Here is a 17,971-nt window from a genome sequence, read left to right on the forward strand (position 1 = left end):
AGAAGCTGGGCGGTTCAGCCGGTGAGGTCCCAGACTTCCACCTCGGTGCCCACCGGCAGCTCGGTCACCTCGTCGGCGATGTCCAGGAGGCAGTTGGCCGAAGCCAGGTAGCGCAGATGGTGCGAAGCCGGCGGCCCATAGTTGGTGACCGTCCCGGTTTCGTAGTCGAGCAGCCCGCGCCGGAACTGCCGCTTGCCGGCCGGTGAGACCAGTTTCTCGCTCAGTACCGCGGTGCGGCGCGGGCGATCCGGCTTGGCCAGACCCATGGCGCGGCGCAGCGCGGGCCGGACGAAGACCTCGAAGGACACCTGGGCGCTGACCGGGTTGCCCGGCAGCGTGATGATGGCCGCTCCGGACCCAGGCGAGCCGACGCGGCCGATGCCCTGCGGCATCCCAGGCTGCATCGCCACCTTGACGAAGTGCACGCCCTGGTCGCCGTCGCGGCCGAAGACGTCCTTGACCACCTCGTAGGCGCCCGCGCTGACTCCGCCGCTGGTGATCACCAGATCCACCGCCCCGTCCCGTACGCCGTAGCGGTCGAGGACGTCGGTGAACGCGGCAGTGTCGTCGGCGACCGTCACGGCGGCCACCACCTCTGCACCGGCGTCACGTACCGCGGCCGACAGCATCACCCCGTTGGACTCATAGATCTGGCCGGGTGCCAGCGGAGTGCCGGGTTTGATCAGTTCGGAACCGGTGGAGATCACCAGCACGCGTTGCCGGGGCCGCACCGTCAGCTCGGCCAGACCCAGCGCCGAGGCCAGGCCTGCCGCCGGCGCACTGACGGGTTGCCCCGCCCAGAGCACGGTGGCGCCCTCGGCGACATCGCCACCGGCCCGTCGGATGTGGCGGCCCTTGGCGGTGGCGGCGTTGATCTGGACCACGTCGACGCCGCCGTCGGTGGCCTCGACGGGAATCACCCCGTCGGCTCCGTACGGGATCGGTGCCCCGGTCATGATGCGGTGAGCGGTGCCCGGTGTCAGCGTGGGAATATCGGTCCGTCCGGCTGGAATGTCTTCGGTGACAGGCAAACTCACTGGCGATTCGGGTGTCGCGTTGGCGATGTCGTCGGCGAGCACGGCATAGCCGTCCATCCCGGAGTTGTCGAAGACCGGCAGCGAGATCGGTGCGATCACGTCCGCGGCCAGCACCAGTCCCTCGGCATCGGCCAGTGCGACCGTGACCGGTGGTCGGGCCTGGATCAGGTCGGTGACGGCCCGTTGGTGCTCTTCGACGGATCGCATCCCGACAGTCTGACTCAGACCGGGAAGGTGATTCCTGTCAGCTCCTGCGAGACCGCCCACAACCGCTGCTGCAATTCGACTTCGTGCGCCTGCTTGCTGGCGTCCACCAGCTTGGGATATCCGCGCTGTTCACCGATGCCGCTCGGACCGTAGTACTGCCCACCGGTCACCAATGGGTCGGTGGCGGCACGCAGCGTGGGCAACGCGCCCATCGCTGCGCTCTGCACGACCAGGGGCATCAGCAAGCGGTCGGCGGGACGCAGTAGGGGCGGCAGGTGCCGGTTCAGTTCGGTGTTGGCGGTGCCGGGGTGCGCGGCGACGGCGATGGTTGGGCGGCGTTTGGCGGCCAGTCGGCGCTGCAGTTCGTAGGTGAACATCAAGTTGGCCAGCTTGGACTGCCCATAGGCGGAGATCCGGTTGTAGCCGTGCTCCCACTGCAGGTCGTCGAAGTGGATCGCGGCCATGATCCGGTGCGCCATGCTGCTGACGGTCACCACGCGGGACCCCTTCACCCGCATCATCCGCGGCAGCAGCAGGCCGGTCAGCGCGAAGTGCCCCAGGTGGTTGACACCGAACTGCAGCTCGAAGCCGTCGTCGGTGCGCTGTTTAGGGGTGTACATGACGCCGGCGTTGTTGATCAGCAGATCGATGCGGGGATGGGCGGTGCTGATGGCCTCGGTGGCTTCGCGGACCGACGCGAGCGAGCTGAGATCGAGTTCCTGTACCTCGACGCGTGCCTGCGGGTTGGCGGTGTGGATCCGTTTCGCCGCGGCGTCACCCTTCTCAAGGTCGCGCACCGCCAGCACCACCAACGCGCCGTGCCCGGCGAGTATCTCCGCGGTGTGATAGCCGATTCCGGTGTTGGAGCCGGTGATTACCGCGACGCGGCCGGTTTGATCCGGCACGTCTTCCGCAGCCCACTTATCCCGGCTACTCATGTGACAAACGATACTCACGTGACGCATCGTGCGCCGGATGGTTTTTCGCCGGTCGTGCGGTCGACGGTGCGGCGGGGCTTGGGTCCTGACATCCTCTCCTACATGGCGCAGCACGCAGACGGGTCCCCGGCGATCAGCCTGGTCGATCCCACCAATCCGCCCAGCTCCCGAGCGCCGTTGGTCTGGGCGCTGGTCGGTGCCGTGCCCTGGTTGTTTCTGGCGCTGTTGCAGGTGGGTTGGGCGATAGCCGACGAGCGGCTGGCCTGGCTGCACGGCGCTGCTCTCGCGGTCACCGCAGTGGGGCTGCTGGTGTCGGCGGTGATCGCGCCGCTGTGGCGCTACCGGGTACACCGGTGGGACGTCAGTAACCAGGCGGTCTACACCCGCACCGGGTGGTTGGTGCAGGAGCGCCGGATCGCGCCGATCTCGCGGGTACAGACCGTCGACACCTACCGGGGCCCGGTGGACCGTCTGCTGGGGCTGGCCAATGTGCGGGTCACCACCGCCTCGTCGGCGGGCGCGGTGCACATCGTGGCGCTGGATGCCGCCGTCGCCGACCGCATCGTGGCCCAACTGACCGACATCGCGGCGCTCGGTGCCGAGGACGCCACGTGAGTACCGCGGAGCCTGGCTGGCATCGGCTCAGCCCCCGGATGCTGCTGGTGCATCCGTTGCACGAAGTGCTGCGCGAACTGCCGCTGCTGATCGCGGTGGTGGTGTTCGGTTCGGCGACCGATAACCGGCCCTGGGTGCTGGCGGTGGTGTCGGTGATTGCGGTGGTGGGTGTGACGCGCTGGTTCACCACCACCTACCGCATCGAGCCCGACCCCGAGACCGGCCGGGTCGAGCTGCGCTCGGGGCTGCTGCGCCGCAAGGTGCTCTCGGTGCCCCGCAACCGGATTCGCTCGGTGGAGACCGACGCCCGGCTGTTACATCGGATGCTGGGACTGACGGTGTTGCGAGTCAGCACGGGTCAGCATGCCGCCGCGGATAGCGCCTTCGAGCTCAACGCGGTCGAGAGCAGCGAGGTCCCTCGACTGCGCGCGACGTTGCTGTCCCACACCGGACAAACCGCAGCTGCTGCCACCGGATCGGCGCCCGCCCCAGCGACGGTGCTGGCGCGGTGGCGGCCGTCGTGGTTGCGCTACAGCCCGCTGAGCCTGTCCGGGCTGGTGATGGTCGGGGCCGCGGTTGGTGCGCTGTATCAGAGCGGAGTGTGGGCGGCGCTGGAGGATTCGCCGGTGAGCCGATCCTGGCTCGAGGCCACGGAGCAGTTCGGTGTCCAGCAGAGCCTGACGCTGATCGCTGCCCTGCTGGTGGTGGTCTCCATGCTGTTGGCGGTGCTGCGCTCGCTGGTGACTTACGGAAACCTGGTGTTGTCCCGCAGCTCTGGGGCGGGCGGTGACGTCCTGGCATTGAGCTACGGCCTGCTGCGGGTGCGCGAACATAACTACGACATGCGCCGGTTGCGCGGCGGAACGCTGCGTCGGCCGCTGCTGGTGCGGTTGTTCGGCGGCGCGCGGCTGGACGCGGCGATGACCGGGGTCAACGGGGAAGGCGAGTCGTCGATCCTGCTGCCGCCCTGCCCGCGGGCCACCGCCGAGGGAGTCTTGACCGGGTTGGTAGCCGACCCTGTGGTCGTCACCGGCCCGCTGCGCAAGCACGGTCCGGCGGCGACCCGCCGACGCTGGACTCGGGCGCTGCTGCTGCCGGTGGCCGCCGGGGCCGGGCTGGCGATCGCGACGGCGTTCGTTGAACTACCGCAGTGGTGCTGGCCGGCCTGCGCGGCGGTGACCCTGGGCGCGGCGCTGCTGGCGGTCGACCGGGCGCGCGCCCTGGGGCATCGCGTCGACGCGCACTGGCTGACGGCCCGCACCGGCAGTTGGGAGCAGCGCCGCTACTGCATTGAAACCGCGGGCATCGTCGGCTGGACCGTGCGCCAGAGCTGGTTTCAGCGTCGCGCCGGGGTGGCCACCCTGATCGCGGGCACCGCCGCGGGCGTCAAGGCGTACCGGGTGATCGACGTGCCGGCCGAGTGGGCGTGGTCGGTGGCCGCGCAGGCATCGCCCTGGGTGGCGGGCAGCGCCTGGACTCGACAGGGCTGAACCTCGGCCGCACGCTTTCGTCGACTGTGCGGTTTGCTCGGCAATATCAGCGAATCGGCAACCAAACCGCACACTCGGCGGGACGGGGGCGGAGCCAGACGGGCTACGACTCGCGATTGAGCTGCCGAATGGCGACGATCCGCGCCCGCAGCTGATCCGAGGTCGCGGCCGCCACCGGGGGGCCGCCGCAACGCCGGCGCAGCTCGTTGTGAATCCAGCCATGTGGCTTGCCGAGGCGATGGTGGGCCGCCGACACCAGCGCGTTGAGTTCATGACGCAGTTCGCGCAGCTGCCCGTGGGTGGTCACCGGCACTGGAATCCCACCGTCGTTGACCGCCTTGGACCGCCGGTCCAGCTGTTCTTCCTGCCTGCGCCGCAACAAATCCCGCATCTGGTCGGCGTCGAGCAGCCCGGGGATGCCGAGGTAGTCGGCCTCCTCCTCGCTGCCGGCCGGGGTTGCGGTGCCGAACGAGGCGCCGTCGAAGATCACCTGGTCCAGCTCGGCGTCGGCCCCCAGCGACTCGAACTTGTTCTCCATCTCGGAGGGCTCGTCGCGCCGGCGCTCGGCCTCGGCGAACTCGTCGCGTTCGGATTCCCGGTGCGGCTTGCCCAACACGTGGTTGCGCTGCTGCTCCAGTTCGCTGGCCAGACCCAGCAGCGACGGCACCGACGGCAAGAAGATGCTGGCGGTCTCGCCGGGGCGCCGGGACCGCACGAACCGGCCGATCGCCTGCGCGAAGAACAACGGGGTAGAGGCACTGGTGGCGTAGACCCCGACCGCCAGCCGCGGGACGTCAACACCCTCGGACACCATCCGCACCGCCACCAGCCACTTGCTGGTTGCCGCGGAGAACTGGGCGATCTTGTCCGACGCGCTGGGATCGTCGGAGAGCACCACGGTGGGTTCCTCGCCGGTCTGCCGTTTGAGCAGCACCGCGTAGGCGCGCGCCGCCTTCTGGTCGGTGGCGATGATCATGCCGCCGGCATCGGCCATGCCGCCCTCGCGCAGCTGGCGCAGCCGAGTGTCCGCGGCGGTGATCACCGCCGGCATCCATTCCCCGGCCGGGTCCAGCGCGGTGCGCCATGCCCGGGTGGTGTGCTCGGCGGTCAAAGGCTCGCCGAGTCGGGCCGCGTGCTCCTCCCCGGCGCTGTCGCGCCAGCGAGCCTCGCCCGAGTAGGCCATGAACACCACCGGGCGCACCACGCCGTCGGCCAGCGCGTCGGTGTAGCCGTAGCTGTCGTCGGCCACCGAGCGCAGGTGGCCGGCGCCGTCGGGTTCGTAGTTGACGAAGGGGATGGGGCTGTCGTCGCTGCGGAACGGGGTTCCGGTCAGCGCCAGCCGGCGGGTGGCGTCGTCGAATGCCTCGCGGATGCCGTCGCCCCAGCTCTTGGCGTCGCCGCCGTGGTGGATCTCGTCGAAGATCACCAGGGTTTTCGCGGCCTCGGTACGCACCCGGTGCCGGCTGGGGTGGCTGGCGACCTGCGCGTAGGTGACGACGACGCCGTGGTACTCCGAGCTGGTCTGCGAGTCGGAGTTGGAAAACCGGGGATCTAGCGCGATGCCGTGGGAGGCGGCGGCCGAGGCCCACTGCACCTTGAGGTGTTCGGTGGGCACCACGATGGTGATGCGCTCGACGGTGCGGTCGGCGAGCAGTTCGGCCACGATGCGCAGCGCGAACGTCGTCTTACCGGCGCCGGGGGTGGCCACCATCAGGAAATCTCGCGGCTTGGCGGTTAGATAGCGCACCAGAGCCCGGCGTTGCCAGCCCCGCAAAGCCCGGGTGCTGGGCGCTGCTTCAGCCCGCACCCGGTCTCCTATCTGATCGAGATGCAGTCTAGGGCAAGCCGATAGGATCGCTGGCGTGTCCACCCCGCGCGAGCCGGAATCCGTCCGTGTCGAGCGGCTTCGCGACGCGCAGGCCAAGGCCGTCGCACTGTTCGATGAGATCGAACGCCGCGGCATGGTCCGGCCCGGGGTCGGCGAGCGGCAGCTCTCCGATGAGATCCGGGATCTGGCCGCCGACATGTTCGGGGTGACGAGGCACTGGCATCGGCGGGTGGTGAGGGCAGGGGAGAACAGCCTGCTGCCGTTCCACGCCGATCCGCCCGACCGAGTCATGGCCGACGACGACATCGCCTACCTCGATCTGGGGCCGATCTTCGAGGAGTGGGAGGCCGATTTCGGCCGCACCTTCGTGCTCGGCGAAGACCCGGACAAGCTGGCGCTGCGCGACGCGCTACCTGGGGTGTGGAGCGCGGGTCGCGCCTTCTTCGAGGCACACGCCGAGATCACCGGCGCGCAGCTGTTCGACCACGTCGTCGGCCTGGCCCAGGACGCGGGCTTCGAGTTCGGCGCTCCCATCGCCGGGCACCTGCTCGGGGAGTTTCCGCACAAGAAGATCTCCGGTGACGACGCCCGGTTCTACGTCGCGCCCGGGTCCGATGAGCCGATGCGCCGAACCGACCCCACCGGCCGGGTCTGTCACTGGATCCTGGAGGTGCACCTGGTGAACCGGGCCCGCGGGTTCGGCGGCTTCTACGAGCAGCTGCTCGACGTGACGTGAGCCCCGGTCAGCTCCCCAATGACCGGACCTCTTGACCTTGCACTCTCCATAGGCGAGTGCTAAAAATGACGTTGGCACTCGCGACCAGCGAGTGCTAGGTCGGGACGGTGAGGCACAGGGCCGCACCTGCGGAGCACACCCACAGCCGTCCGTCGCGGGCACTGCACCCGGCCGACAAGACGTGCACCCCCTAACCGGAGGAATCACTTCGCAATGGCTAAGCAAATTGCGTATGACGAAGAGGCCCGTCGTGGCCTCGAGCGGGGCCTGAACGCCCTCGCCGACGCGGTCAAGGTGACGCTGGGCCCCAAGGGCCGCAACGTCGTCCTGGAGAAGAAGTGGGGCGCCCCCACGATCACCAACGATGGTGTGTCCATCGCCAAGGAGATCGAGCTGGAGGACCCGTACGAGAAGATCGGCGCCGAGCTGGTCAAAGAGGTCGCCAAGAAGACTGACGACGTCGCGGGTGACGGCACCACCACCGCCACCGTGCTGGCCCAGGCCCTGGTCAAGGAAGGCCTGCGCAACGTGGCCGCCGGCGCCAACCCGCTGGGTCTGAAGCGCGGCATCGAGAAGGCCGTCGAGAAGATCACGGAAGGTCTCCTCGCAACGGCCAAGGAGGTCGAGACCAAGGAGCAGATCGCGGCTACCGCCGGTATCTCCGCGGGCGACCAGACCATCGGTGACTTGATCGCCGAGGCCATGGACAAGGTCGGCAACGAAGGTGTCATCACCGTCGAGGAGTCGAACACCTTCGGGCTGCAGCTGGAGCTCACCGAGGGCATGCGCTTCGACAAGGGCTACATCTCGGGCTACTTCGTCACCGACGCCGAGCGTCAGGAAGCCGTCCTGGAGGACCCCTACATCCTGCTGGTCAGCTCCAAGATCTCGACCGTCAAGGACCTGCTGCCCTTGCTGGAGAAGGTCATCCAGTCCGGCAAGCCGTTGCTGATCATCGCCGAGGACGTCGAGGGCGAGGCCCTGTCGACCCTGGTCGTGAACAAGATCCGCGGCACCTTCAAGTCCGTTGCCGTCAAGGCCCCGGGCTTCGGTGACCGTCGCAAGGCGATGCTGCAGGACATGGCGATCCTCACCGGTGGCCAGGTCATCAGCGAAGAGGTCGGCCTGTCGCTGGAGAGCGCCGACGTCGCCCTGCTGGGCACCGCCCGCAAGGTCGTCATCACCAAGGATGAGACCACCATCGTCGAGGGCTCGGGTGACTCCGACGCCATCGCCGGTCGGGTGGCCCAGATCCGCGCCGAGATCGAGAACAGCGACTCCGACTACGACCGCGAGAAGCTGCAGGAGCGCCTGGCCAAGCTGGCCGGCGGCGTTGCGGTGATCAAGGCCGGGGCTGCCACCGAGGTGGAGCTCAAGGAGCGCAAGCACCGCATCGAGGACGCCGTGCGCAACGCCAAGGCCGCCGTCGAGGAGGGCATCGTCGCCGGTGGTGGCGTGGCCCTGTTGCAGGCCGCTCCGTCGCTCGACGAGCTCAAGCTCGAGGGTGACGAGGCGACCGGTGCCAACATCGTGCGTGTCGCGCTGTCGGCTCCGCTGAAGCAGATCGCCTTCAACGCGGGCCTGGAGCCCGGCGTTGTCGCCGAGAAGGTCACCAACTCCGCCTCGGGCACCGGCCTCAACGCCGCCTCTGGCGAGTACGAGGACCTGCTCAAGGCCGGCGTTGCCGACCCGGTGAAGGTGACCCGCTCGGCGCTGCAGAACGCGGCGTCCATCGCGGCACTGTTCCTGACCACCGAGGCCGTTGTCGCCGACAAGCCGGAGAAGGCGGCCGCACCCGCGGGCGACCCGACCGGTGGCATGGGCGGCATGGACTTCTAAGTCTGGTTGCACGAAAGAGCCCGGCTCCCCGCGGTGGGGGCCGGGCTTTTTCGTACCTGTGCCGGCCGTGCGCGAGGATGGGTGCATGGAGATCCTGCTGCTGGGCACCGGCAGCGCCGACGGCTGGCCGAATCCGTTCTGCCGCTGCGCGTCCTGCACCTCCTCGGCGACGCAGGTTCGCGGCCAGACCGCCGCGCTGGTCGACGATGTGCTGCTGCTGGACTGCGGCCCGGAGGCACCGCGCGCCGCGATGCGCTTGCGGCGACCGCTGGCGAACGTTCGCCACATCCTTTTCACCCACGGCCACTGGGACCATGTCGGGCCGATGGCGCTGCTCATGCGGATGTGGGCCGGGGCTAGCGAGAACCTGGATGTGGTCGGGCCGCCCAGCGCTATCGACCAGTGCCGGCACTGGGTTGGACCCGACGATCCGGTCCGATTCGTGACCGTGCGGGCCGGTGACCGGATTCGGCTCGGTGACTACGACGTGCGGGTGTTGGCCGCCGCCCACGGCGCCGACATAGGCGGTGACGCAGTGCTTTACGACCTGGCATCGGTTGGCGGCCGGATCTTGTGGGCCACCGATACCGGGCCGCTGTCCGAGGAGACACACGCCGCGGTGGCCGGGGCCGGCTACGACGCGCTGTTTCTGGAGGAGACGTTCGGGACCTACACCGAGCACGGCACCGAACACCATGACCTGCCGGCGTTTGCGGCAACAGTGGCGCGCCTGCGTGACTGTGGCGCCGTCACCGACACCACCGACGTCATCGCGGTACACCTGAGCCACCACAATCCTTCCGAGCCGGAATTGACTGCCGTACTGTCAGATTCAGGCGCCCGACCGGGGCGTGACGGTGAGGTGGTGCGAGTGGGTGCAGCAGACGGTGGTGCCACCCGCACCCTGGTGCTCGGCGGCGCGCGCTCGGGTAAGTCCGCACACGCCGAGGCGCTGCTGGCCGGAGAGCCGGCGGTGACCTATCTGGCCACCGGCGGAGTGCGCGAAGGCGATCCGGAATGGGCCGAACGGGTGCGGCTGCACCGGGCGCGGCGGCCCGACTCCTGGCGCACCATCGAGACCACCGATGTCGCCGAGGAACTGCGGTCAGCCCCCCACGCCCTGCTGCTGGACTGCCTCGGCACCTGGCTCACCGCGCGGATGGATCTGCACCAGGTATGGGACGGCGGCGACGGATTGGACGCCGTCTCGGCCGATATTGACGAGCTGGTGTCGGCCTGGCAGGCCTGCCCGGCTCCGGTGGTGGCGGTCAGCAACGAGGTGGGCAGCGGGGTAGTCCCGGCCACCGCGTCGGGACGGCTGTTCCGCGACCTGCTGGGAGTGCTCAACGCGCGGATCGCCGGCGTCTCCGAGGAGGTCGTGCTGATGGTGGCCGGGCGACCGCTCAGGCTCCCTGCGGACTGACCTTGAGGTCGACGCAATCGCTGTAACAGGGTGTCTCGCCCGGTGATTCGGGCGTGGCGACCCGGATCAACACAGCACGGGTGGGGGAGATCGTCACAGCGGCCAGCTCACCCGCATCGGACACCTGCGCCGTGCCGTCGACGATCACGGTGTAGCCGCCCGGAACCGGGGGCGGCCACATCACCGTCACCTCCGCGGTACGCGCCAGATTCGCCCGGCTGCGCCGACCACCCAGCGCTCCGATGTGCACGGTGTCGCCACGCAGCACCGGCATCACCGGCACCGGATGCGGACGATTCTCACCGTCGACGGTGATCAGGTAGGCGTAGTCGCGGCCCGCCAGCTTCTCGGTAAGTCGATCGAAATCCACGGTAGAACTCATGAATTCGACACTAAACCCGCTGGCTGTCAATCTGCCTTGAGCTGCACGCAGTCATGGGCGGTGCCGACCGCCCGCTGGGTGCCGGGTTCGAACACCGGCCGGTGCAGCAGCGCCTTGGTCGGGGTCACCAGCACCGGGCCGGCCGGATCCTCGGGAAGCTCGGCTTGGCCGTCGACGAGCAACGAGTATTCGCCGACGTCGCGGGCGGGCCAGACCAGGCTGACGGCGGTCCGGCTCGACAGGTTCGCCCGGCCGTGCGACCCCACCGGCCCGATGTTCAGCCGGGTGCCGTCGAAGCTCGGGGTGATCGCGGTGGTGCGGACCCGGTAGTCGTCGCCGACGGTTACCAAGAATGCGAACCGATAACCGCGCAGCAGCTCGGCCAGGCGCGCGAGGTCGACGGAGCGGGCCATGGTGTCCAGGATAGTGATCCGACAGGAGACACGTCCCAGTGTCGTGAGCCATGATGGCTTCATGGACTTTCGCTACCTGGGCAACTCGGGCCTGCAGATTTCGGAAATCACCTACGGCAACTGGCTCACCCATGGTTCACAGGTCGAGAACGACGTCGCCACCGCGTGCGTGCACGCCGCGCTCGATGCCGGAATCACCACCTTCGACACCGCCGACGTCTACGCGAACGGGCGCGCCGAGGAGGTGCTGGGCGCAGCGCTGAAGGGACGCCGGCGCGAATCGCTGGAGATCTTCACCAAGGTGTACTGGCCGGTCGGGCCGGCGCCGTTGGGCCGCAACGACACCGGCTTGTCCCGCAAGCACATGATGGAGGCCATCGACGGTTCGCTGCGCCGGCTGGGGACCGACTACGTCGACCTGTACCAAGCGCACCGCTATGACTCCTTCACCCCGCTGGAGGAGACCATGCAGGCCTTCGCCGACATCGTCCGGGCGGGCAAGGCGCTCTACATCGGTGTCAGCGAGTGGACCGCCGACCAGATCCGCCAAGCCCACGGAATGGCCCGCCAGATCGGCATATCGCTGATCTCCAGCCAACCGCAGTACTCCATGCTGTGGCGGATCATCGAACCCGAGGTGGTCCCGACCTGCGCCGAACTCGGCCTGAGCCAGATCGTCTGGTCGCCGATGGCCCAGGGCGTGTTGTCCGGCAAATACCTGCCGGGCCAGCCGCCGCCGGCCGGGTCGCGGGCCACCGACGAGAAGGGCGGCGCGAACTTCATCAAACGGTTCATGACCGACGATGTGTTGACCCGGGTCCAGCAGCTGGCGCCGATCGCCGCGGAGCTGGACCTGACCACGGCGCAGTTGGCGATCGCCTGGGTGCTGCAGAACGACAACGTCGCCGCCGCCCTGGTCGGGGCGTCGCGCCCGGAACAGGTGACCGAGAACGTCAAGGCCGCCGGTGTGCGGATCCCCGAGGAACTGTTGGCGCGCATCGATCAGGTGCTGGGCGACGCGGTGACCAGCGACGCCGAACTGGTCGCGCGTTCCACCCCTCCGAACCGGCTGATCTAAGGAGTCATACCCGGCACAGGAGCTGGCTGTGCAACAGCGCCAGCCAGCCGTCGGGGTGGGCAGCCCAGTCTCGCCAGGCCTGCGAAATCGCCTGCAGCTTAGCCTGATCGGCAGCACCGCTGTCGAGCAGTTGCTCGGCGATGGCCGATTGCAGGATCCGGTCGGCCCACATGCCGCCCCAGTGCTCCCGGTCGGCAGGTGTGCCGTAACAGGTCGCGCTCGTCGTCGGGGTGATGTCGGTGAACCCGGCCGCATGTGCCCAGGCCAGTAGGTGCCGGCCCGCGTCAGGCTCGCCGCCGTTGGCTCGCGCGGCGTCGCGGTAGAGCCGCAGCCAGTCGTCCAGCTCCGCCGACGCCGGATACCAGGTGAACGCCGCATAGTCGCTGTCGCGCACGGCCACCAACCCACCTGGCTTGCACACCCGGCGCATCTCGGTCAGCGCGGTCACCGGGTCGGCAACGTGCTGCAACACCTGATGAGCATGTACCACGTCAAAACTGTTGTCGGGGAACTGCAAAGCGTGCACATCGGCAACCACGAAGTCGATGTTGTGCTGCCCTCGCTCGGCTGCGAAGGCGCGCGCCAGATCCAGTGCCTCGGGCACCGGCTCGATGGCGGTCACCCGCCCCGGCGCCACGAGGGCGGCCAGATCCGCCGTGATGGTTCCGGGTCCGCAGCCGACATCGAGTAGCTGCAAGCCCGGCGCCAGCGAGCCCAGCAGATAGGGCGCGGAGTTCTCCGCCGTGCGGGTGCGGTGGGCGCGCAATACCGATTCGTGGTGGCCGTGGGTGTATTTGGGCTCTGCGGGCTCAGTCACAACTTCAGACGGTACGCCGGTGAACCTCGCGGGCCGTCAGGCCGGCGCGGGTTGGCGGCCGCGCACCAGCTTGCCGGGCCGGGCCGCGGTCGGCTTGCCGTTCTCGGCGATGATCTCGCCGGAGACGATCGTCGCGACATAACCGTCGGCGGTCTGATCCAACCGGCGTCCACCGGCCGGCAGGTCATAGGTGACCACCGGCTTGTGCAGCCGCAGGTTCTGGTGGTCGATGACGTTGAGATCGGCCTTGTAGCCCACCGCGATGCGACCCCGGTCGTCGAGTCCGGCGATCCGGGCCGGTGTGGACGTCAGTTCGCGGATCGCCGCCTCGATGCTGAGTCGTCCGGATGCGCGGTCGCGGGCCCAATGGGTCAGCACATAGGTGGGAAAGCTGGAGTCGCAGATCATCCCATAGTGCGCGCCGCCGTCTCCCAAGCCCAGCACGACGTCGTCGCGCTGCATCAGAGCACCGACGGTGTCCAGGGAATTGTTCTCGAAATTGGCCAGTGCATCGAGCAGGATCGCGTGCCCGCCGTCGTCGAGCAGCCGATCGTATACTTCCTCGACCGGGGGGACGCCGCGTTCCCTGGCCCGTGCCGCAATGCTTTTCGCTCGATCCGGTTCGTAATCGGGGTCGTCTCCGAGCGGGAAAGTCCACTCCCAGGACTGGGCCAAGTAGGCGAGCGGGTTGGTCGGGACGATCGTCGGACCGTCGGACAGAATCTGTTGCCGCACCTCCGGTTTACGCATCTCGGCGACCCGTTCCGCCAGCGGCAGGCAAGCGATCTTCTGGTAGCTCGGGTAAAGCACGAACGGGTGGATGCTCAGGTCCAGTCCGATCATCAGGCCGATCGGGCGGGGAAAGATCTGTGCGGTGATCGCGGCTCCGGATCCGTTGGCCTTCTCCACCATGGTCATCGCGTCACGCCAGAGCCGTGCGCCGGCGTTGCCGATCAGCAAGCTGAACGTGACGGGCAGTCCTGCTTCGGTAGCCGCGTCGAAAACCTGTTGCAGGACAGGCTGGTAGGTGCCTTCGGGCAGATCCGGGACGAACTGGATCAGCCCGCCCCCGCCGTCGGCCAGGCCGCGGCTGATCGCGAGGATCTCGGCATAGGAGGCGTCATAGCTGGGAATCTGGGTGCCGGTCTTGGTGCGGTGGGTCATCAACCGTGACGACGAGAACCCCAGTGCGCCAGCCTCGGCGGCCTCTTGGGCCAGCCGGCGCATCTGTGCCAGATCTGCCGGGGTAGCCGGTTCGCGGTCCACACCGCGCTGGCCCATCACGTAAACACGCAGCGGTGAATGCGGCAGGAACGCTGCGACATCGATATCGCGCGGACGCTTGGCGACGGCGTCCATGAACTGCGGAAAGGTCTCCCAGGTCCACGGCAACCCGTCGGTCATCACCACGCCGGGAATGTCTTCGACGCCGGCCATCAGATCCACCAGCACGTCGTGGTCGCCGATCCGGCACGGCGCGAAACCCACTCCGCAATTGCCCATCAGGGCCGTCGTCACGCCATGCGCCGAGGAGGGATTGAGCCGATCCGACCAGATGGACTGTCCGTCGTAGTGCGTGTGCAGGTCGACGAATCCCGGTGTGACCAGCAGGCCGGTGGCGTCGATGACGTGGCGGGAATCGTCGGATATCTCGCCGATCTCGGTGATGAGGCCGTCGCGGATCGCAACGTCGCCGACGTAGGGCTGCCCGCCCAGTCCGTCGACAATCGTGCCGTTGCGGACCACGACGTCGGGGCTCATCTCGTTAATCTACGACCCGGCGGTATCTCATGCCAGGATGTATTCCGTGATCGACCACTTGGGCATCAACTGCACGGACTACGCCAAATCGCAGGAGTTTTACGACGCGGTGCTCGGCGTCCTCGGCTACAGCCGGAAGATGGATGTCGGCGTGGCCATCGGCTACGGCAGTGGCGACTGCGCCCCCGACTTCTGGATCGCCGACGCCAACGCGGGCGATGCCTCCGGCCCCAACCGCGAGGTCCACGTCGCATTCAGCGCCGCTGACCCCGAGCAGGTGCAGGCGTTCTACGACACCGCCCTGCAACTGGGTGCCGAGTCGCTGCACGCCCCGCGGCTGTGGCCCGAGTACCACCCCGGCTATTTCGGCGCCTTTGTCCGCGATCCGGACGGCAACAACGTCGAGGCGGTCTGCCACCAGGCGTAGCGTCGGGCGGTATGACGGAGAACGACCCAAACGCCGCTCTGCAGGTGCTGCTCCGCGACGCATTCACCCGGTTGATCGAGCACGCCGACGAACTGACCGACGGGCTCACTGATGAGGTGGCCGACTATCGGCCGACGGCGCAGGCCAACAGCATCGCCTGGCTGCTCTGGCACAGCGCGCGCGTGCAGGACATTCAGATTGCCCAGGTAGCCGGCGTCGAGCAGGTGTGGACCCGGGACGGCTGGGTGGACCGGTTCGGCCTGGACCTGCCGCGCGATGACAGCGGCTATGGGCATAGCCCCGACGATGTCGCCAAGGTTCGCGCCCCGGCAGACCTGCTGGCCGGCTACTACCGCGACGTGCATCAGCTGACCCTGGGCTACCTCGACGGCGTCACCGCCGACGAGCTGGCTCGGATTGTCGACACCCATTGGGATCCGCCGGTGACGGCGGGGGTCCGGCTGGTCAGCATCATCGATGACTGCGCCCAGCATCTGGGGCAGGCCGCATACCTGCGGGGCTTAAAAAGCTAGGGCTCTCCCCAGACTTGACACGTGTCGAGGCCCGGTGCGATCCGGGTCACAGCTCGGACTAGCATGGCGCCATGACCGCCACCAACTCAGTTGCCGCCTTCACCGGCACCGGAACCGTGTTCAGCCCCGCCACCGGGGAGACTGCCGGCGAGGTCCAGTGGACCGACCCTACTGACGTCGAAAAGATCGCGGCCGGGCTGCGCGCCGCGCAGCGGGAGTGGGAGCACCGCGGCGCCAAGGGCCGGGCCAAGGCCCTGGCCCGTTTCGCCTTGTGGCTCGGCGACAACCGCGACGAGATCGAGAAGCTGCTGATCGCCGAGACCGGCAAGTCCAGCACCGACGCCGCGCAAGAGGTGCCGCTGCTGATCATGATCCTGTCGTACGTGATCAAGGTGATGGAGAAGGCGGTGGCCCCGGAGACCCGGCCGGCGCCGCTGCCGGTGATGAGCATCAAGAAGATCGCCATCCATTACCGGCCCCGGCCGGTGGTCGGCGTGATCGCGCCGTGGAACTACCCGGTGGCCAACGCGCTGATGGACGCTATCGGCGCTTTGGCGGCCGGCTGCGCGGTGCTGCTCAAGCCGTCCGAGCAGACCCCGCTCACCGCCGAAGTGCTGCGCCAGGGCTGGCTGGCCTCCGGCGCCCCGGACGTCTTCGCGGTGGTGCAGGGTGCGCGCGAAGTGGCCGAAGCGGTGATCGACAACTCCGACTACGTGCAGTTCACCGGCTCCACCGCCACCGGGCGCAAGGTCGCCGAGCGGGCCGCCAGCCGGCTGGTGCCGGTCAGCCTCGAACTCGGTGGCAAAGACCCGATGATCGTGTGCGAGGACGCCGACATCGACCTGGCCGCGCACGCCGCGGTGTGGGGCGCGATGTTCAACGCCGGGCAGACCTGCGTATCGGTCGAGCGGGTGTACGTGCTGGAGCCTGTCTACGACGAGTTCGTCGCCGCGGTCGTCCGCGATGTCGAGGCGCTGCAGATGGGCACCGGCGAGGGCAAGCACTTCGGGGCGTTGATCAGCGACCAGCAACTCGCCATCACCGAGCGGCACGTCAAGGAGGCGGTGGCCGCCGGGGCGCGCGCACTGACCGGCGGGGAACGAGCAGGCGGTCCGGGCAGCTTCTACCCGCCCACCGTGCTGGTCGACGTCGACCACTCGATGGCCTGCATGACCGAGGAGACCTTCGGCCCGACCCTGCCGATCATGAAGGTCGCCAGCGTCGACGAGGCGATCCGACTGGCCAACGACAGCGCCTATGGGTTGAGCGCATCGGTGTTCTCTCGTGACGTTGCGCGGGCCAAAGACATTGCCCTGCAGCTGGATTGCGGAGCGGTGAACGTCAACGACGTGATCTCCAACCTGATGTGCACCACGGCGCCGATGGGTGGCTGGAAGACCTCGGGCATCGGAGCACGCTTCGGCGGTGCGGACGGCATCCGCAAGTTCTGTCGGCAGGAGACCGTTGTCGTGCCGCGCACCAACGTCGGCGCGGGCGGGAACTTCTACCACAACTCGCTGAAGACGCTGGCCCGAACCAACCGGATGCTCACCAAGCTGGCGCTGGCGCGGCCGCGCCGCACCGCGAAATAGTGCGCGTCTTCACCGCGACGCTGTTCTGGCTGCTCGCCACCGCAACCCTTGCGGTGGCGCTGCCGACGGCGTGGGCGCAGTACAACCTCATCGATGCCGACGGGTACGCGCGGTTGGCGGCCCGTGCCGCGGCTCAACCGGCCCTACAAGACGCGGTGGCGGCTGAACTCAGCGCTCAGACGGTGCAGCTGATTCGGGGGAGCGGCTTTAACATCGACCCGTCGGAGGTACGGCAGGCGGCCCGCCAATACACCGCCGGGCCGTCGTTTCCGGCGCAGTTCGTCCGGGTCAACCGGGACGGGCACGCGTGGCTGCTCAACGTCGGCGATCCCGGTCCCTGGGAGATCGACGTGATACCGATGCTGCGCGACGACGCGTTTGCATCGCTGTTGTCCGACTACCCCATTACGTTGCCGGCCTCGTTGACGGTGCCACTGACCTCGACGTCCACCGAGGTGATGCGTCCCGGTGGGTTGCACCGACTCGCGGTGTGGGGGCCGTTGCTCACCGTCGTCCTGGGCGCAATGGCCGGACTGTGCGCGATCCTGACGCTGATCTCGGCACGGCACCGCGGCAGGGCCTTGGCGAGCCTGGGCGTTTCGGCGCTGCTGGTGGGCGCGGTCGGCTGGTCGGGAGTTGAAGTGGTGCGGCGCCTCCTTGACCAAGTGCTCCGCCAGGCGACCGGCGACATTCGCCGGATCGCCGATGCCCTGGCCGATGTGGCCGAGGGCAGCCTGCACCTGTGGCTCAATCTGACCCTGGCGACCGGTGCGGTGTTGGTACTGGTCGGGGTGGGAATCGCGCTGGTCGGTGGCCTGCGCAAGTCCTGACTTTTAAGTCTGCTGCCGGGTGAAC

The 17,971-nt window shown here is 68.4% G+C and carries 17 protein-coding genes; 10 read left to right on the top strand and 7 right to left on the bottom strand.

What is annotated here, in order from left to right; genetic code table 11:
* Positions 1-14: 14 nt before the first annotated feature.
* Together glp and ACKY0X_RS02200 are read right to left on the bottom strand one after the other, a co-directional pair.
* Positions 15-1,244: a gephyrin-like molybdotransferase Glp gene (gene glp / locus ACKY0X_RS02195; protein WP_409428133.1), complete on the bottom strand. Its 1,230-nt coding sequence runs from the start codon at positions 1,242-1,244 to the stop codon at positions 15-17.
* Positions 1,245-1,258: 14 nt separating this feature from the next.
* A complete protein-coding gene (locus ACKY0X_RS02200) occupies positions 1,259-2,182 on the bottom strand; it encodes an SDR family NAD(P)-dependent oxidoreductase (protein WP_409428134.1) in 924 nt (307 codons plus the stop codon).
* A 102-nt stretch (positions 2,183-2,284) separates the two neighbouring features.
* Between ACKY0X_RS02200 and ACKY0X_RS02205 the strand changes: the two genes are divergently transcribed.
* Both ACKY0X_RS02205 and ACKY0X_RS02210 read left to right on the top strand, forming a co-directional pair.
* Positions 2,285-2,797: a PH domain-containing protein gene (locus ACKY0X_RS02205; RefSeq protein ID WP_409428135.1), complete on the top strand. Its 513-nt coding sequence runs from the start codon at positions 2,285-2,287 to the stop codon at positions 2,795-2,797.
* Positions 2,798-2,835: 38 nt separating this feature from the next.
* Complete coding sequence (locus tag ACKY0X_RS02210) at positions 2,836-4,287, top strand: PH domain-containing protein (protein ID WP_409429472.1); 1,452 nt, start codon at positions 2,836-2,838, stop codon at positions 4,285-4,287.
* 103 nt (positions 4,288-4,390) lie between these two features.
* Here the strand turns inward: ACKY0X_RS02210 and ACKY0X_RS02215 are convergent, their stop codons facing one another.
* The gene (locus tag ACKY0X_RS02215; protein ID WP_409428136.1) at positions 4,391-6,094 is read right to left on the bottom strand and encodes a DEAD/DEAH box helicase; all 1,704 of its coding nucleotides are present in this window, start codon (positions 6,092-6,094) and stop codon (positions 4,391-4,393) included.
* A gap of 55 nt (positions 6,095-6,149) precedes the next feature.
* Here ACKY0X_RS02215 and ACKY0X_RS02220 point away from each other — a divergent pair, with 55 nt between their 5' ends.
* From ACKY0X_RS02220 to ACKY0X_RS02230, 3 genes are all read left to right on the top strand, one after another.
* Complete coding sequence (locus tag ACKY0X_RS02220; RefSeq protein WP_409428137.1) at positions 6,150-6,851, top strand: M24 family metallopeptidase; 702 nt, start codon at positions 6,150-6,152, stop codon at positions 6,849-6,851.
* 213 nt (positions 6,852-7,064) lie between these two features.
* On the top strand, positions 7,065-8,690 hold the full coding sequence (groL, locus tag ACKY0X_RS02225; RefSeq protein ID WP_046283112.1) for a chaperonin GroEL: 1,626 nt from the start codon (positions 7,065-7,067) through the stop codon (positions 8,688-8,690).
* 85 nt (positions 8,691-8,775) lie between these two features.
* Positions 8,776-10,113: a bifunctional adenosylcobinamide kinase/adenosylcobinamide-phosphate guanylyltransferase gene (locus ACKY0X_RS02230; protein ID WP_409428138.1), complete on the top strand. Its 1,338-nt coding sequence runs from the start codon at positions 8,776-8,778 to the stop codon at positions 10,111-10,113.
* Here ACKY0X_RS02230 and ACKY0X_RS02235 read toward each other — a convergent pair.
* Complete coding sequence (locus ACKY0X_RS02235; protein WP_409428139.1) at positions 10,094-10,495, bottom strand: pyridoxamine 5'-phosphate oxidase family protein; 402 nt, start codon at positions 10,493-10,495, stop codon at positions 10,094-10,096. The two genes, ACKY0X_RS02230 and ACKY0X_RS02235, sit on opposite strands and share 20 nt — an antisense overlap.
* Positions 10,496-10,521: 26 nt before the next feature.
* The gene (locus ACKY0X_RS02240; protein WP_065041495.1) at positions 10,522-10,908 is read right to left on the bottom strand and encodes a hypothetical protein; all 387 of its coding nucleotides are present in this window, start codon (positions 10,906-10,908) and stop codon (positions 10,522-10,524) included.
* A 61-nt stretch (positions 10,909-10,969) separates the two neighbouring features.
* Here ACKY0X_RS02240 and ACKY0X_RS02245 point away from each other — a divergent pair, with 61 nt between their 5' ends.
* The gene (locus ACKY0X_RS02245) at positions 10,970-11,986 is read left to right on the top strand and encodes an aldo/keto reductase family protein (RefSeq protein WP_409428140.1); all 1,017 of its coding nucleotides are present in this window, start codon (positions 10,970-10,972) and stop codon (positions 11,984-11,986) included.
* 4 nt (positions 11,987-11,990) lie between these two features.
* Here ACKY0X_RS02245 and ACKY0X_RS02250 read toward each other — a convergent pair whose 3' ends face one another.
* Positions 11,991-12,803, bottom strand: coding sequence for a class I SAM-dependent methyltransferase (locus ACKY0X_RS02250; protein WP_409428141.1), 813 nt, complete (start codon positions 12,801-12,803; stop codon positions 11,991-11,993).
* Positions 12,804-12,839: 36 nt separating this feature from the next.
* Positions 12,840-14,564, bottom strand: a complete 1,725-nt coding sequence (locus tag ACKY0X_RS02255) for an N-acyl-D-amino-acid deacylase family protein (RefSeq protein ID WP_409428142.1) — start codon at positions 14,562-14,564, stop codon at positions 12,840-12,842.
* 46 nt (positions 14,565-14,610) lie between these two features.
* Between ACKY0X_RS02255 and ACKY0X_RS02260 the strand changes: the two genes are divergently transcribed.
* The 4 genes from ACKY0X_RS02260 (at position 14,611) to ACKY0X_RS02275 (ending at position 17,946) form a co-directional block, all read left to right on the top strand.
* A complete protein-coding gene (locus tag ACKY0X_RS02260) occupies positions 14,611-14,991 on the top strand; it encodes a VOC family protein (RefSeq protein WP_409428143.1) in 381 nt (126 codons plus the stop codon).
* Positions 14,992-15,002: 11 nt separating this feature from the next.
* A complete protein-coding gene (locus tag ACKY0X_RS02265; RefSeq protein ID WP_409428144.1) occupies positions 15,003-15,524 on the top strand; it encodes a mycothiol transferase in 522 nt (173 codons plus the stop codon).
* A gap of 71 nt (positions 15,525-15,595) precedes the next feature.
* On the top strand, positions 15,596-17,116 hold the full coding sequence (locus tag ACKY0X_RS02270; RefSeq protein ID WP_409428145.1) for an aldehyde dehydrogenase family protein: 1,521 nt from the start codon (positions 15,596-15,598) through the stop codon (positions 17,114-17,116).
* A complete protein-coding gene (locus tag ACKY0X_RS02275; protein ID WP_409428146.1) occupies positions 17,116-17,946 on the top strand; it encodes a hypothetical protein in 831 nt (276 codons plus the stop codon). Before ACKY0X_RS02270 ends, ACKY0X_RS02275 begins: the two co-directional genes overlap by 1 nt.
* The last annotated feature ends 25 nt before the right edge of the window (positions 17,947-17,971 follow it).

The sequence above is a fragment of the Mycobacterium sp. SMC-11 genome (assembly GCF_046250095.1).
In the GTDB taxonomy this organism is placed as follows: domain Bacteria; phylum Actinomycetota; class Actinomycetes; order Mycobacteriales; family Mycobacteriaceae; genus Mycobacterium; species Mycobacterium heraklionense_A.